Consider the following 15,176-nt stretch of genomic DNA (forward strand, 5'->3'; position numbering starts at 1 on the left):
ATAATTAGAAACCTCTGATTCTTGTAGCAAATAATATGAGTAATTCTGAAATAGTTTTAGTTAATTTGCATTATGAAGTCACAGCATCAAATCGTTTTATCTATAGGCAGTAACCAGGGAAATAGGTTAGAAAATATCGAAAGTTGTATTGCTCTGATACATCAGGAAGTAGGAACGGTTATTCAGGTTTCAAAGCTATACGAAACTCCTGCCTGGGGATTCGAAAGTGATGCTTTCTATAATTGTGCATTGTTGTTGCATAGTACTTCATCGGCACAAAAAATACTAAATCAGATTTTAAAAGTTGAAAAACTGTTAGGTCGTATTCGATCCAATCAGCAAGGCTATCAATCACGAATTATCGATGTTGATTTGATTGTGTTTGATGATGAAATTATCGATTCAGAGAAGCTTCAGGTTCCACATCCCTTAATGCAAAACAGAAAATTTGTATTGATGCCCGTGCAGGATTTAAAATTAAACTGGAAACATCCTGTTTTTCAAAAATCTATTTCAGAATTAATTGCCATTACACCAGACGATAGTGTTTGTACGGTTGTTCAGGAATTGAAAAATCCTTTGCAGGAAATCCCGTTAGAAAGATTTAATTATATTGCTTTTGAGGGGAATATTGGTGCCGGAAAAACGACTTTGGTAAATAAAATTGCCGATGATTTTAATGCTAAAACAGTTTTAGAGCGTTTTGCAGATAATCCATTTTTACCTAAATTTTATAAAGATCAAAATCGATATGCTTTTCCGCTTGAAATGTCTTTTTTGGCCGACCGTTATCAGCAATTATCAGATGATTTGGCGCAATTTGATTTGTTTAAAGATTTTGTTGTAGCCGATTATCATATTTTTAAATCATTGATTTTTGCCAAAATTACACTGGCAGAAGATGAATATCGTTTGTACAGAAACTTATTCGATATTATTTACAAAGAAATGCCAAAACCTGATTTGTATATTTATTTGTACCAAAATACAGATCGTTTACTTCAGAATATTAAAAAGCGAGGCAGAAATTACGAACAGAATATTGAAGCGGCTTATTTGGATAAAATCAATAACGGTTATCTGGATTATATCAAATCGCAAACTGATTTGAATGTTTTAATCATTGATGTTTCTGATCGTGATTTTGTAAAAAGACATGAAGATTATCTTTTTATTTTGAATGAAATTCAGAAGAAAATCAAATAATTCTTCAAATTATATAATTCCAAGTTGTTTTCTCAGTTTTGCAGATAATTTTTCCTGAACAAGATTGTAAGATTGCTGAATGTATTTTTCCCATTCTGATTTGTTCATTCTGGTAATATCATCAATCAAAACCCATTTATATTTTGCAACATATGGTGCTGGTTTAAATCCGGGCTTATTGCTCATTTCTTCAAATTCTTCATCTAAAACCTTAAAAGAAGCAGAAGTTGGTATTTGGTCAAGCCCGACTACACAAAACATTTTTGTGCCAACTGAGAATACAAGATCATGATCCCATTTTATATCTTCAGTTGTACCAATTAGTTTTTGGCAAATTTCGCGAATGTTTTCAATATCCATATTTTATCGTTTTAAAGAAAAATGACCTCTTAAAATAGGTTGCTTGTCATCAATTTTTAAAGCATACCAATAATCTGAAGCCGGAAGCTGGACTTTATTTAAAGTTCCGTCCCAACTCATCTTAGAGGCAGTTAGTTGTGCTAATAATTTTCCGTAACGATCAAAAATAGTGACTTGTGCCTGAGGGTAGTTTTCCATTCCGGTTACTTCCCAAAAGTCATTAAAAGTATCATTGTTTGGAGTAAAGAATGCGGGAAAAACAAGTACAACAAAGTTTTTGACAGTACCGCCACACCCACTTTTTTCTCTTACATAAGCTGTTTGCAAACCGCCAGGAACGTCATAAAATACATTAGACTCCTGAAAATTAGTTCCATCAACAGAATATTCAAAATAATTCTGTTCTTTTTTAAGATAAATTACAACTCGGGTTCCATTAACATCAATACGATCGATTTGCGGAATTTCATGCTCATCAACTTTAATGTTTTTTCGACTGGTACAACTCTCAGGAGCGGGGCTTGTAACATCAACAGTATAAGTGCCGCCAGAAGTTACTTCAATAGTTTGAGTTGTAGCTCCTGTAGACCAGAGGTAAGTCATTCCGGAAATTCCGGCATCTAATGTTACTTTTTGATTTTGGCATAAAGAAACTTCCTGATCAGTAACCACTGGTGGAGTATAAATCTTAATGTTGACTGCTGTACGGTTGGTATTGAGACAGCCATTGTTTGAAGCTTCGGCGTAATATACAGTATTTGATGAAACAGTAGGTGTTGTAAAATCATTACCAGTGAAAATGCTGATTCCTCCAGTTGAAGTTGTGTACCAATTGATAAGACCAACATCTGTAGTTGCTTGAAGATTTACACTTCCAGGACCACATCTTGAAATATTCGATGAAGTGACAACCGGAGTAGTGGGAGTTTTATTAACAACGGCAACAACTGATTTACGATTTGATTCGCAACCAGCATCAACATAATAAGTTGTAGTAGTATTAATCACTGGAGTTGTAAATGGACTTCCTGTAGCCAAAGGAGCTCCTCCAGTAGCAGAAGTGTACCAGCTAATTGTAGCACCAGCGGTGGCAGTTGCATTTATAGTAAAACTTCCTGAATCACAAACTGAATTTGGAGTAAGTACGTTAGCAACCGGAATTGTAATTTTTGTACTTGCTGCTATTTCTAAAGGCAATTCTCCAGGAGATCCTCCATATTCAACAACATACCCTTTAGGTTGATAATTATCTCCGGGAGTTAATGATCCGGTATTTGATAAGTCATTCCAGGAACCTCTAATTCCTACTCCAGGTCTTGTGATGTGGGCATAATCTTCATCTCCAAGTTGATTAGGCTCGCCGGTATTCCAAAAAGTGTAAGTCATTACGGTTCCTGCTTCGGGACCTGTAACCCATTTCCAAATACCTTCAGTTTCCTGATCGCTTCCTCCAATCCAACCAGTTCCTGAGGCTTGTTCACCAATTAGTTTTGCTTCATCGGCAGATAGAATTGTAGCCAGATAGCCTTTTAGTCCATAATAGGTTTTTGCTTCTGCTGCTGCTTTTGCAGCAGTCCAGGTAATCCCAATACTAGGTTCATATAAATAATAATGTTGTGTCGAAGGCAAATAATTGGCCTGACCAATGGTTATAGAAAAAGTTTTGGTTCCAGACGCTGTAGCTGATGAATTAGAAAATACTACATCTCTAATTGCGGCTTCTAAGTCAGCATATAAAACATTTCCTCCGGCAGTATTTGATAATGTTAATTTTCCGGCAACAGGATCCCAACTCGTTGTGATTGTTGGATGTGTTGTAATATTAGAAAGTGTTAAGTTGTCAAAGCCACTAGAGTAGCCTGAAGAAACCTGAATATAAGCAGCTGGAGTTCCTGTTTCTAAAGGATCGTGAGTTATTGTGAAAGTTTCTACAATCTTTATGTTGGTTTGAGGGCAATATAATTGATCTCCTGTAGCTTTAAGTACAGGCGGAGTAACTGCAAATGTGGTTTTTGTGTTTTTTCTTTTATTTAATTTAAGAGTGTCGTTTATTATTTTGGAACGAACATTATTAAAAGTTTTAACTTTTTCATTTGCATGAGATTGGTTAAAATATAAAGCAAGAGATAAAATGGTTATTTTAAAGAAATTGATAGTTTTCATTTTATAAAAGTATCAATTTTATAATAATAAAAAAACATATTTCAATTTCTAACATTTAAAGGTGAGATCTATTGAAAAATAACATTTAATCAGCGCTTGGCCAATTTAATTTCTGGAATAAATCCCAAACCACAATTCCGGCACTAACGGCAATATTTAGCGAATGCTTAGTTCCTAATTGTGGAATTTCAATACAGCCGTCGCAAATAGCCACAGCTTCCTGCGAAACGCCATACACTTCGTTTCCAAAAACTAACGCATATTTCTGATCTTTCTTTACTTTAAAATCCTGAAGAAAAATGGAGCTTTCTACTTGTTCAATGGCAAGAGTCAGGATGTTTTCTTTTTTAAGATTTTCAATAACTTCTAATACATTTTCATGATGTTCCCAGGCAACGGTTTCTGTAGCGCCAAGAGCAGTTTTATGAATCTCTTTGTTTGGAGGAGTCGCCGTTATACCGCACAAAATGATTTTTTCAACCAAAAAGGCATCAGAAGTTCTAAATACAGAGCCAATATTGTGCAAACTGCGAATATCATCCAAAACCAATATTAAAGGCGTTTTGTCTGATTTTTTAAAATCTTCAATAGATTTGCGATCCAGTTCGCTGTTTTCAAGTTTTCTCATTGGTGTTGTATTCAGGTCATAAAAAAAGCTTCCAAAGATAAGGAAGCTTTTTCGATTATTTTATTTTCTTTTCAGATTAGCTTTTTACCGGATCTGGTAAAACAGTACCTTTAATAGTAAGTACTTTTGTAGGTTGTCCTTCAGCATTAGAAGTAACAGTTACTGTTTTTGTAAATGCACCAACTCTGTCAGTAGCATATTTTACACCAATAATACCTTTAGCACCTGGAGCGATTGGCTCTTTTGGAGTTGTAGGTACAGTACAACCACAAGATCCTTGAGTGTTTGTAATGATTAATGGTTTTGTTCCGTTGTTTACAAAAACAAACTGACGGTTACCATCAGCATTGTGAGCGATAGTTCCGTAATCAATTGTTTCGTTTTCGAAAACCATTCCTGCTCCTTCGATTTTAGCAACTTTGGCTTTTTTAGTAGTTTGAGCATTAGAAGCTGTAATTCCAACTACAGCTAACATAGCGATTAAGATTATTTTTTTCATCTTTAAGAGTCTTTGTTTTAATTATGAACAAATCTATATAAAATTCTTATATCTCAACTTAAAAATTTCTTAAAAATATTTTAATTTTTGAAGCTCTTCTATATGCCGCTAAAATATTATAAATTCGCTGTCATAAATTTTCATTTAAAACATTACAATTTGGCAGCGAAAGAGAAAGTGGTGAAAGAAACACCCTTAATGAAACAGTACAACGAAATCAAGAGAAAATATCCTGATGCATGTCTGCTTTTCAGAGTAGGGGATTTTTATGAAACCTTTGGAGAAGACGCCATCAGAGCTTCTAAAATTCTTGGAATAACATTAACTAAAAGAGGTGCGGGTTCTGAAACTGAAACAGCTTTAGCAGGTTTTCCGCATCATTCTATTAATACGTATTTGCCAAAATTAGTCAAAGCCGGACTTCGTGTTGCAATTTGCGATCAGCTTGAAGATCCAAAAATGACCAAAACAATTGTAAAACGTGGTGTTACTGAATTAGTAACTCCTGGAGTTTCTTTAAATGATGAGGTTTTACAGTCTAAATCAAATAACTTTTTAGCATCTGTTTATTTTGCTAATAAAAATATCGGAATTTCCTTTTTGGATGTTTCTACTGGAGAATTTTTAACGGCTCAGGGAAATGCAGAATATATTGATAAGCTTTTGCAGAATTTTAATCCGAGCGAAGTTTTAGTTCCGAAGAATAGCAAAGGCGATTTTAAGGATGCTTTTGGAGATGATTTTCATAGTTTTTATCTGGAAGACTGGATTTACAAAGAAGATTACGCTTTAGAAACTTTAACAAAGCATTTTCAAACCGTTTCCTTAAAAGGTTTTGGTGTCGAAGAATTAAAAGAAGGAATTATTGCTTCCGGAGCTATTTTGTATTATTTATCCGAAACACAGCACAATCGTGTACAACATATCACAGCAATTCAGCGTATTGCTGAAGATGCGTATGTTTGGATGGACCGTTTTACGATTAGAAACTTAGAATTATATCATAGCTATAATCCAAATGCAGTAACGCTTTTAGATGTAATTGACAGAACGCTTTCGCCAATGGGTGGGCGTTTGTTGAAACGTTGGCTGGCGCTTCCATTAAAAGACAGTAATAAAATAAAAGGACGTCATGATGTGGTTTCGTATTTGAAATCAAATCCTGAAGTACTTCACAATATTCAATATCAAATTAAGCAGATTTCAGATTTAGAACGTTTGATTTCTAAAATCGCTGCCGGGAAAGTTTCTCCGCGAGAAATTGTTTATTTGAAAGAATCACTGGATGCCATTATTCCAATTAAAACTTTGGCGTTACAGAGTCCACAGGAAGCGGTAAAGATTATTGGAGATAGTTTACATGCTTGTGATTTATTAAGAGAAAAAATCAAGATAACTTTAAATCAGGATGCACCGGTTGCTATTGCTAAAGGAAATGCTATTGCAAAAGGAATTAGTGAAGAATTAGATGAATTGCGTGCAATCTCAACTTCTGGAAAAGAATATTTAGAAGGAATTGAAAAGCGAGAATCAGAACGAACTGGAATCTCTTCTTTGAAAATATCTTTCAACAATGTTTTTGGTTATTATATAGAAGTCCGAAATACGCATAAAGATAAGGTTCCGACTGAATGGATTCGTAAGCAAACTTTAGTGAATGCTGAACGTTATATTACAGAGGAATTAAAAGAATACGAAACTAAAATTTTAGGTGCAGAAGAAAGAATTCATAAAATAGAAACAGATCTTTTTGAGCAATTAGTAGCCTGGATTGCGACTTATATTAAGCCAGTTCAAATGAATGCAAATTTAGTTGCGCAATTAGATTGTTTGTGTTCCTTTACACAATTAGCAGTCGAGAATAAATATGTATGTCCGGAAATTGATGAAACTTTTGAATTAGATATTAAAAACGGAAGACATCCTGTTATCGAAAAACAATTACCAGTTGGCACGCCTTATATCGCAAATGATGTTTATTTGGATAGAGATACACAGCAATTAATTATGATTACAGGTCCCAATATGTCCGGTAAATCGGCTATTTTGAGACAAACGGCTTTAATTGTATTGTTAGCTCAAATGGGAAGCTTTGTTCCGGCAGACAGTGTAAGAATGGGAATTGTAGATAAAATCTTTACCAGAGTTGGAGCTTCAGATAATATTTCGATGGGAGAATCTACTTTTATGGTAGAGATGAACGAAACAGCTTCTATTTTGAATAATATCTCGGACAGAAGTTTAGTTTTATTGGATGAAATTGGAAGAGGAACAAGTACGTACGACGGAATCTCGATTGCCTGGGCTATTGCCGAATTTTTACATGAACATCCGGGAAGAGCAAAAACATTGTTTGCAACGCATTATCACGAATTGAATGAAATGACGGAATCGCTTCCTAGAATTCAAAATTATAATGTTGCGGTAAAGGAATTAAAAGACACTGTTCTTTTTGTTAGAAAACTGGTAAAAGGAGGAAGTGCACACAGTTTTGGAATTCACGTTGCAAAAATGGCCGGAATGCCTCAAACTGTAATTTTGAAAGCGCAGAAACTTTTAAAGAAATTAGAGAAAAACCATTCCAGCGACGCCTTAAACGGAATCAAATCGGCTAATGATGAGATGCAGATGAGCTTCTTTAATTTGGATGATCCTTTGTTAGAAGAAATAAAAGAAGAGATCTTAAGTCTTGATATAAACTCAATCACACCGGTTGAAGCATTGATGAAACTTAACGAGATCAAAAGAATGATTGTTAAGAAATAAATTTCAGATTTAAAGTTTAGGTTATCAGAAGGTTATAAAATAAGTGTAATTTTTTTTCAAAAAAGGCTTGTATAATTGAATAAATGTCCTAAATTTGCACTCGCAATACAGAACAAGTCAAGTGTTGCAGTTCTTACTAAAATTTGAAACGCGAAAATAGCTCAGTTGGTAGAGCGCGACCTTGCCAAGGTCGAGGTCGCGGGTTCGAGCCCCGTTTTTCGCTCAAAACCATATAATGCTCGGATGGTGAAATTGGTAGACACGCTGGACTTAAAATCCAGTGAACAGCAATGTTCGTGCGGGTTCAAGTCCCGCTCTGAGTACTAAAGCCTCTTCTTTTTGAAGAGGCTTTTTTTATTGTGTAAACTCAGGTTTAAAATAAATTTCCGAAGTAAATTTGTTTTAAAGAATCTAAAATCAACAATCTAAAATCTAAAATTATAAATGGGTGCTTTCGTAATTAGTAGGCGATTTAATGATGAATATAAATTTGTGTTTACTTCCAGGAAAGGAAAGGTGATTTTTACTAGTTTGAGTTATGAGTTGAAGTTTGAATGCGAGGAAGATATTGAGAAATTTAAAGTGAATATTGAGCAGGCAAAATTTTTAAAATTTAAAGGCTCTGGAGGAAAGTATTTTTTTAAGTTGATGTTGGGTGAGCTTCACTTTGCAACGAGTCGAAAATACACTACAGAATTGCTTTTGCAAAAGGGAATAAAAGAAATTGTGACTTATGCTTCAAAATCGGAAATTTTGGACTTCTCATCAAATGATTTAATTTTTGAAGATGAAGAAGAAGTGGTTGAAGATGAAATGGAATAAAATAAAATAAAAAAAAGCGTTCACTAAAAGTGGACGCTTTTTTTATGCTGAATGATCAGGTTTGAAAAAAAAATGATCAAAAAAAAACCATCTCTAGGATGGTTTTAAAATTTTTAGAACTTAGGTTCTAATTATTTTTTTACTTCTTCTACTTTAGCAGCAGCAGAGTCAACTTTAGCAGCAGCAGAATCAACAGTTGCAGCAGCAGAATCAACTACAGCAGCAGCAGAATCAACAGCAACAGCAGTAGAATCTACAGCTGGCTCAGCAGCAGCATCAGCTTTTTTACAAGAAACAACAGTTAAAACAGCAACAACAGCTAAACTTAAAAATACTTTTTTCATCTTACTTTATTATAAAAGGTTAATTATTAATTCGTGGCAAAGATATAAATTTTTTAATATGTAAAATATTTTTTCACTTTTTTTTTAAAATATTTTCCTCGCTCACGATTATCTTATTTATCAAAAAATATGCCAAAATAGTAAAAATTTATTATATTATTGATTTTTTCGTCTAAATTATTTTTCATTGAATATTCTATAAGAGAATTGGCTATTTTGATTCTCTTAATTGCACTTTATTTTACTTTTGACTGATTATTACATGAGTCTTAAGGGGTAAAATGACGCGATTTAAGCGATTTTTATACTATGTTTAATAATCAAACCTGGATTTATCTCTTTTAATCGCTTATAAAACGATTTTCATTATGCTTTCGGTGGCGCCTTTATTGTCCTGAATGTACGACTTACAGATTTGGCTTTTTTCTTTAAGGTAATTTTCGTCTAAAAGTAAACGGTCAAAAGTTTGTTTTAGTTCTACATTATCCGAAATTACAATACAGCCTCCAATTTTGACTAATTCAACAGCTTCTGCAAAATTCGAATAATTAGGTCCAATCACAATCGGGATTCCAAATGTTGCTGGTTCTAGAATATTATGAATTCCGGGGTTTCCAAATCCGCCGCCAACGTAAGCTATATTTCCATAGCTATATATTTTGGTTAGTAAGCCAATAGTGTCTATGATAAAAACATTATATTTTGACAAATCGGGCACGCTTTCTTTTTCAGAAAATAAAATTGTTGATTTTGTAATTTGAGATTTTAAACTTGAGATCTGCTCTTGTTTAATGTTATGAGGAGCAATAATAAATTTTACAGTTGAAGGAGCCTGATTAATGTACTCTGCTACTAAAGCTTCGTCTTTTGGCCAGGAACTTCCAATAACTATAATTGGTTTATTGTCTTTAAATTTTTCAATAAAATCTACAGTATTATCTCTTTCTAAAATTGCTGCAACACGATCAAAACGGGTGTCGCCAGAAACGATAATATTTTTAAATCCGATAGCTTCAATTTTTTCTTTTGATTTTTCATTTTGAACAAAAAAATAAGTGAAAGCTTTTAGCGCTTTTCTATAAAAACCGCCGTACCATTTAAAAAACATTTGGTTGTCTCTGAAAATTCCGGAAATCAGATATGTTGGGATTTTGTTATTTTCTAATTCTTTTAAATAATTCAGCCAAAATTCATACTTAATAAAGAAAGCCAATTCAGGGTGTACTAATTTCAAGAATTTTTTAGCATTATTTTTGGTGTCTAAAGGCAGGTAAATAGTGACATCGGCAACATTGTTGTTTTTACGCACTTCATAACCGGAAGGAGAGAAAAAAGTAACAATAATTTTATGTGAAGAATATTTTTCTTTGATTTTTTCGATAACAGGTAAGCCTTGTTCGTACTCGCCAAGTGACGCAGAATGAAACCAGATAGTCTTGTCTGTTGGTTTTATTTTTTCTTCTAAAATACTAAAAACATTTTTTCTTCCGTCAATAAAAAGCTTGATTTTCGGACTAAAAAGTGCCACAATTTTCAGAAAAAACCCAGCAATAGAAATAACTAAATTGTATAGAAAAAGCATATATGTAATTTTGGGGCTAAATTACGCTTCTTTCGATTATTTTCATTGCCCAAAGGTATTAAATAACTATTTTTGTTCTTCGTTTTCGAGATTGGTTTTAAAATCCAATTTCAAAGTTTTAAATAAATAAAGACAAATGAAAAAAATTCAAATGGTTGACTTAAAGAGTCAATACGAGAAAATAAAATCTACCGTTGATGCTTCAATTCAGGAAGTTTTAGATACAAATACTTATATAAACGGACCATTGGTTCATCAATTTCAAAAAAATCTTGAAGATTATTTAGGAGCAAAACACGTAATTCCGTGTGCAAACGGTACTGATGCTTTGCAAATTGCCATGATGGGATTGGATTTAAAACCAGGCGATGAGGTAATTACTGCCGATTTTACTTTTGCTGCAACTGTTGAGGTTATTGCTTTGTTGCAATTAACGCCAGTTTTGGTTGATGTTGATATGACAAATATGAATATTGATATCGATGCGATTAAAAAAGCAATTACACCAAAAACAAAAGCAATTGTTCCGGTGCATTTATTTGGTCGTGCCGCAAATATGGATGCAATTATGGAAATCGCTGCAGAACATAATTTGTATGTAATTGAAGATAATGCACAGGCAATAGGAGCTGATTATATTTCTAAATCAGGTACAAAAAGTAAAGTAGGTGTAATTGGTCAGGTTGCGGCAACGTCATTTTTTCCTTCTAAAAACTTAGGTTGTTATGGAGATGGTGGAGCAATTTTTACTAATGATGATAAACTGGCGCATATTATCCGCGGAATTGTAAATCACGGAATGTACGAACGTTATCATCATGATGTAGTAGGAGTAAATTCTCGTTTAGATAGTATTCAGGCTGGAGTTTTAAATGCAAAATTGCCACTTTTAGATGAGTATAATAAAGCGCGTCGTTTAGCGGCTTCAAAATACAATGCGGCTTTTGCTGGTAACGCACATATTATTACACCAGAATTTGATGCAAACGGAAATGATCACGTTTTTCATCAATATGTATTGAGAATAGTCGATGCAGACAGAAATGCTTTAATGCAACATTTGTTGGACAAGTCAATTCCTTGTGCGATTTACTATCCAATTCCGTTGCATTCACAAAAAGCGTATGTTGATACTCGTTATAAAGAAGAGCAATTTCCGGTAACGAATCAGTTGGTCAAAGAAGTTATCGCTTTGCCAATGCACACTGAACTTGATGATGAGCAAATTAAATTTATTACAGATTCTGTTTTAGAATTTTTAAACAAATAAATTATGAAGAAATTAGGCGTTTTAATTTTGATGATTTTGGTTCAGTTTTCGGGTTTTGCACAAAAATCAAGTGCTAAAGAAGAAATTGCAGTTAATAATCAGGTTGAGATTTTGCGTAAGGCAATGATTGACGCTGATGGAGCTAAATTAAAATCGCTGACTTCTGAAAAGTTAAACTATGTTCATTCGAATGGCAATTTTCAAAATCAAACAGAATTTATAGATGGAATTGTTAGTGGAAAATCGGATTTTGTAACGATTGAATTTCAGGATCAAACCATAACAATTCAGAACGATGTTGCAATCGTTAGGCATGTTCTGGCGGCACATACCAAAGATGGTGGCGTAGATAAAGATATTAAAATTGGAATAATGTTGGTTTGGCAAAAACAAAAGAATACCTGGATTCTTATTGCAAGACAGGCTTATAAATTAACTACATAAAACAACAACTTAACTACGTAAAAAACAACCAAAAATGAAAGTATTAGTAACAGGAGGATTAGGGTTTATTGGCTCTCACACCGTTGTCGAATTGCAAAATGAAGGCTTTGAAGTTGTGATAATTGATAATCTTTCAAATTCTTCAGAAGATGTTTTAAAAGGAATTACGGCAATCACAGGAAAAACGCCTTTATTCGAAAAGTTAGATTTAAGAGAAAAAGCGGCAGTTCAGGATTTCTTTAAAAAACATAGCGATGTTACCGGGGTAATTCATTTTGCAGCTTCAAAAGCAGTTGGTGAAAGTGTTGAGCAACCATTGTTGTATTATGAAAACAACATTAGCAGTTTAGTATATCTTTTGCAGGAATTGCAACAAAAACCTGAAGCAAGTTTTATTTTTAGTTCGTCTTGTACTGTTTATGGTCAAGCCGAAAAAATGCCAATTACAGAAGATGCTCCGGTTCAGACAGCAATGTCTCCTTACGGAAATACAAAGCAGATTGGAGAAGAAATTATTACTGATACAGCTAAAGTGACTAATATTAGTGCTATTTTATTGCGTTATTTTAATCCGGTTGGGGCGCATTCTTCAACTGAAATTGGAGAATTACCATTAGGAGTTCCTCAAAATTTAGTTCCTTTTATCACACAAACAGGTGTAGGATTACGTAAAGAATTATCTGTTTTTGGAGATGATTACCCAACTCCTGACGGAACTGCAGTTCGTGATTATATTCACGTAGTAGATTTGGCAAAAGCACACGTAATTGCATTACAGCGTTTATTCAATAAAAAGAATTTACAAAAAGTTGAAACTTTTAATTTAGGAACAGGAAAAGGAAGTTCAGTTCTGGAAGTAATTCACAGTTTCGAAAAAGTAAGCGATAAAAAATTACCATATGTAATTAAACCGCGTCGTGAAGGTGATATTACCGAAGCTTACGCAAATACAGATAAAGCAAACAATATTTTAGGCTGGAAAGCAGAATTAAGCTTAGACGAAGCAATGGCAAGTGCCTGGAAGTGGGAGCAGAAAGTTCGTTCTTAGTTTTTAGTTTCAAGTCTCGGTCGCAGTTTTCAGTCGAAAAACTAACATAAAAAATCCCAAATGATTATCATTTGGGATTTTTATTTTAATTCGATTTATTTTGTAAATTTGTAAGATTAAAATGTAGGAATTATGGGGCCTAAAAAGGAAAATAAAAAGAATAATAAGGTTGAAGAACCTAAAGTAGAATATGAAGTTCAGAAACCTAAATTTATAGGAATAGATCGCGAGAGTTTTGATTTTGATGCTGAGTTTGCAAAAGGATTAACTCCAGAGGAATTTAAAGCTGAAATGTCTAAAAGAATAAAAGCTTATCCTTGGAAAAATAATTTTTGAAAAAGCAGTTCTTGAATATTTTGATGATTTGGTTTTTACGCTTTTTGAGAAACAATATTTTAGTTTTCCTGAGTCTGCTCAGAATTATATAGATAAAATAGTTGCTTTTATAATTTCAAGTATTTCTACATTTCCTCATAAGAAAACTCCATATATACTTCAATATTTAGGTACAAATTATATTTTTTATAGAGCCAATGCAAGAACAACCTGGTATGTCTTCTTCGAAAAAAGAAATCAAAATTATCTAATTACTGGAATTCAAAATAATTACAGCGAAGAAGCAAAAGAGTTATAAATAAAAAATCCTCATAAACTGATTAAAGTCTATGAGGATTTTTTTATGCGTATAGTTTTTAACTGATCACTAAAAACTGAACACTAATTATGCATTCGCAGTAACCGCTTCTTTATCAATTTTATTAATCAAACCAGCTAATACTTTTCCTGGACCAACTTCAGTAAACAAAGTAGCGCCGTCAGCGATCATTTGTTGTACAGATTGTGTCCATTTTACAGGAGCAGTCAATTGGATAATTAAGTTCTTTTTGATTTCGTTTGCATCAGAAACTGCATTTGCAGTTACATTTTGATATACTGGACAAATTGGAGTAGAGAATGTAGTTGCTTCGATTGCAGCAGCTAATTCTTCTCTTGCTGGTTCCATCATTGGCGAGTGAAATGCTCCTCCAACAGGTAAAATTAAAGCACGTTTTGCTCCTGCAGCTTTCATCGCTTCACAAGCTTTTTCAACTGCTGTAGTTTCTCCTGAAATAACTAATTGTCCTGGACAGTTATAATTTGCAGCAACCACAATTCCATCAATAGAAGCACAAACTTCTTCAACAACATTATCAGCTAAACCTAAAACAGCTGCCATTGTAGATGGCGTGATTTCGCAAGCTTTCTGCATTGCCAAAGCACGTTGAGAAACTAATTTAAGGCCATCTTCAAAAGATAAAGTTCCGTTGGCAACCAAAGCTGAAAATTCTCCTAAAGAATGTCCCGCAACCATTTCTGGCTTAAAATCTTCGCCTAAAGTTTTAGCTAAAATAACAGAATGTAAAAATACTGCTGGTTGTGTAACTTTAGTTTCTTTTAGTTCTTCGGCAGTGCCTTCAAACATAATATCTGTAATTCTAAAACCTAAAATTTCGTTAGCTTTTTCGAATAATTCTTTGGCTAAAGCCGATGTTTCATACAAGTCTTTGCCCATTCCTGTAAACTGTGCGCCCTGACCTGGAAATACGTATGCTTTCATTTGTCTAATTTATTTTTTATTTTTTTTGAAATTGAAAATTAGTTTCAATTGAAAGGCAAAAATAGTATTTTTTTAGCTCGTATAATCCTTAAACATATAAATCCATGCTAATCTTGAAAATCGGAGATTAAAAGACGTGAGTAAAGTAATGACAACAGCAATAATAGGAATAATTCGTAAATCGAATGTTTGATCGAAGAAAAATTGTGCAATACAATAGGTTGCAATTCCCTGAGCAACTGTTAATCCGTAGTTTACATACATGGCTCCAAAAAAATAACCAGGTTCTTTCTGGAACTTATAATTACAATGACTGCAGTATTCATTCATTTTCGGTAAACCAAAATTCAGAAAAATATTCTTGTCAGTAAATACTTTTCCTTTATGACAAATCGGACATTCGTTGCTTAAAATATGAGTTAATGCATTTGACATGACTTTGTTGTT

16 protein-coding genes and 2 tRNA genes are annotated in these 15,176 nt (G+C 33.5%); 10 read left to right on the forward strand and 8 right to left on the reverse strand.

The features are described 5' to 3' along the window. Positions 1 to 72 precede the first annotated feature (72 nt). Positions 73 to 1,206 carry a 2-amino-4-hydroxy-6-hydroxymethyldihydropteridine diphosphokinase gene (gene folK, locus AC1RRN_RS07400; RefSeq protein ID WP_492966695.1) on the forward strand — a complete coding sequence of 378 codons (1,134 nt, stop codon included), beginning with the start codon at positions 73 to 75 and terminating at the stop codon, positions 1,204 to 1,206. Between the two features lie 9 nt (positions 1,207 to 1,215). Here the strand turns inward: folK and AC1RRN_RS07405 are convergent, their stop codons facing one another. The 4 genes from AC1RRN_RS07405 to AC1RRN_RS07420 form a co-directional block, all read right to left on the reverse strand. Then, complete coding sequence (locus AC1RRN_RS07405) at positions 1,216 to 1,566, reverse strand: MmcQ/YjbR family DNA-binding protein (RefSeq protein WP_492966696.1); 351 nt, start codon at positions 1,564 to 1,566, stop codon at positions 1,216 to 1,218. Between the two features lie 3 nt (positions 1,567 to 1,569). Beyond that, positions 1,570 to 3,729, reverse strand: a complete 2,160-nt coding sequence (locus AC1RRN_RS07410) for an Ig-like domain-containing protein (protein WP_492966697.1) — start codon at positions 3,727 to 3,729, stop codon at positions 1,570 to 1,572. 85 nt (positions 3,730 to 3,814) lie between these two features. Further along, positions 3,815 to 4,357, reverse strand: coding sequence for an RNA methyltransferase (locus tag AC1RRN_RS07415; RefSeq protein ID WP_492966698.1), 543 nt, complete (start codon positions 4,355 to 4,357; stop codon positions 3,815 to 3,817). A gap of 76 nt (positions 4,358 to 4,433) precedes the next feature. Next, positions 4,434 to 4,856: a DUF1573 domain-containing protein gene (locus AC1RRN_RS07420; RefSeq protein WP_026985588.1), complete on the reverse strand. Its 423-nt coding sequence runs from the start codon at positions 4,854 to 4,856 to the stop codon at positions 4,434 to 4,436. Positions 4,857 to 5,015: 159 nt separating this feature from the next. Between AC1RRN_RS07420 and mutS the strand changes: the two genes are divergently transcribed. From mutS to AC1RRN_RS07440, 4 genes are all read left to right on the forward strand, one after another. Further along, positions 5,016 to 7,622: a DNA mismatch repair protein MutS gene (gene mutS, locus AC1RRN_RS07425; protein WP_492966699.1), complete on the forward strand. Its 2,607-nt coding sequence runs from the start codon at positions 5,016 to 5,018 to the stop codon at positions 7,620 to 7,622. A 150-nt stretch (positions 7,623 to 7,772) separates the two neighbouring features. Then, positions 7,773 to 7,845, forward strand: a tRNA-Gly gene (locus AC1RRN_RS07430). A gap of 14 nt (positions 7,846 to 7,859) precedes the next feature. Further along, a tRNA-Leu gene (locus AC1RRN_RS07435) sits at positions 7,860 to 7,945 on the forward strand. Between the two features lie 121 nt (positions 7,946 to 8,066). Next, positions 8,067 to 8,444 (forward strand): DUF1508 domain-containing protein, encoded by a 378-nt coding sequence (locus AC1RRN_RS07440; RefSeq protein WP_492966700.1) that lies wholly within the window; start codon positions 8,067 to 8,069, stop codon positions 8,442 to 8,444. A gap of 131 nt (positions 8,445 to 8,575) precedes the next feature. On the opposite strand, the gene AC1RRN_RS07445 is transcribed toward AC1RRN_RS07440, so the two are convergent. After that, positions 8,576 to 8,788, reverse strand: coding sequence for a PG1828 family lipoprotein (locus AC1RRN_RS07445; protein WP_026985591.1), 213 nt, complete (start codon positions 8,786 to 8,788; stop codon positions 8,576 to 8,578). Between the two features lie 349 nt (positions 8,789 to 9,137). After that, a complete protein-coding gene (locus AC1RRN_RS07450) occupies positions 9,138 to 10,370 on the reverse strand; it encodes a 3-deoxy-D-manno-octulosonic acid transferase (protein ID WP_492966701.1) in 1,233 nt (410 codons plus the stop codon). Positions 10,371 to 10,506: 136 nt separating this feature from the next. Between AC1RRN_RS07450 and AC1RRN_RS07455 the strand changes: the two genes are divergently transcribed. The 5 genes from AC1RRN_RS07455 (at position 10,507) to AC1RRN_RS07475 (ending at position 13,766) form a co-directional block, all read left to right on the forward strand. Next, positions 10,507 to 11,640 (forward strand): DegT/DnrJ/EryC1/StrS family aminotransferase, encoded by a 1,134-nt coding sequence (locus AC1RRN_RS07455; protein WP_492966702.1) that lies wholly within the window; start codon positions 10,507 to 10,509, stop codon positions 11,638 to 11,640. A 3-nt stretch (positions 11,641 to 11,643) separates the two neighbouring features. After that, positions 11,644 to 12,084, forward strand: coding sequence for a nuclear transport factor 2 family protein (locus tag AC1RRN_RS07460; RefSeq protein ID WP_492966703.1), 441 nt, complete (start codon positions 11,644 to 11,646; stop codon positions 12,082 to 12,084). A gap of 34 nt (positions 12,085 to 12,118) precedes the next feature. Continuing rightward, entirely contained in the window at positions 12,119 to 13,132 is a 1,014-nt protein-coding gene (galE, locus tag AC1RRN_RS07465) for a UDP-glucose 4-epimerase GalE (protein WP_492966704.1), read from the forward strand. 132 nt (positions 13,133 to 13,264) lie between these two features. Next, positions 13,265 to 13,468, forward strand: coding sequence for a hypothetical protein (locus AC1RRN_RS07470; protein WP_492966705.1), 204 nt, complete (start codon positions 13,265 to 13,267; stop codon positions 13,466 to 13,468). A gap of 28 nt (positions 13,469 to 13,496) precedes the next feature. Next, on the forward strand, positions 13,497 to 13,766 hold the full coding sequence (locus AC1RRN_RS07475; RefSeq protein ID WP_492966706.1) for a hypothetical protein: 270 nt from the start codon (positions 13,497 to 13,499) through the stop codon (positions 13,764 to 13,766). A gap of 87 nt (positions 13,767 to 13,853) precedes the next feature. On the opposite strand, the gene fabD is transcribed toward AC1RRN_RS07475, so the two are convergent. Beyond that, positions 13,854 to 14,729: an ACP S-malonyltransferase gene (gene fabD, locus AC1RRN_RS07480; protein WP_492966707.1), complete on the reverse strand. Its 876-nt coding sequence runs from the start codon at positions 14,727 to 14,729 to the stop codon at positions 13,854 to 13,856. Between the two features lie 72 nt (positions 14,730 to 14,801). Next, positions 14,802 to 15,164 carry a DUF983 domain-containing protein gene (locus AC1RRN_RS07485; RefSeq protein WP_492966708.1) on the reverse strand — a complete coding sequence of 121 codons (363 nt, stop codon included), beginning with the start codon at positions 15,162 to 15,164 and terminating at the stop codon, positions 14,802 to 14,804. Between the last annotated feature and the right edge of the window lie 12 nt (positions 15,165 to 15,176).

The organism is Flavobacterium sp. GW821-FHT11G01, assembly GCF_058808175.1.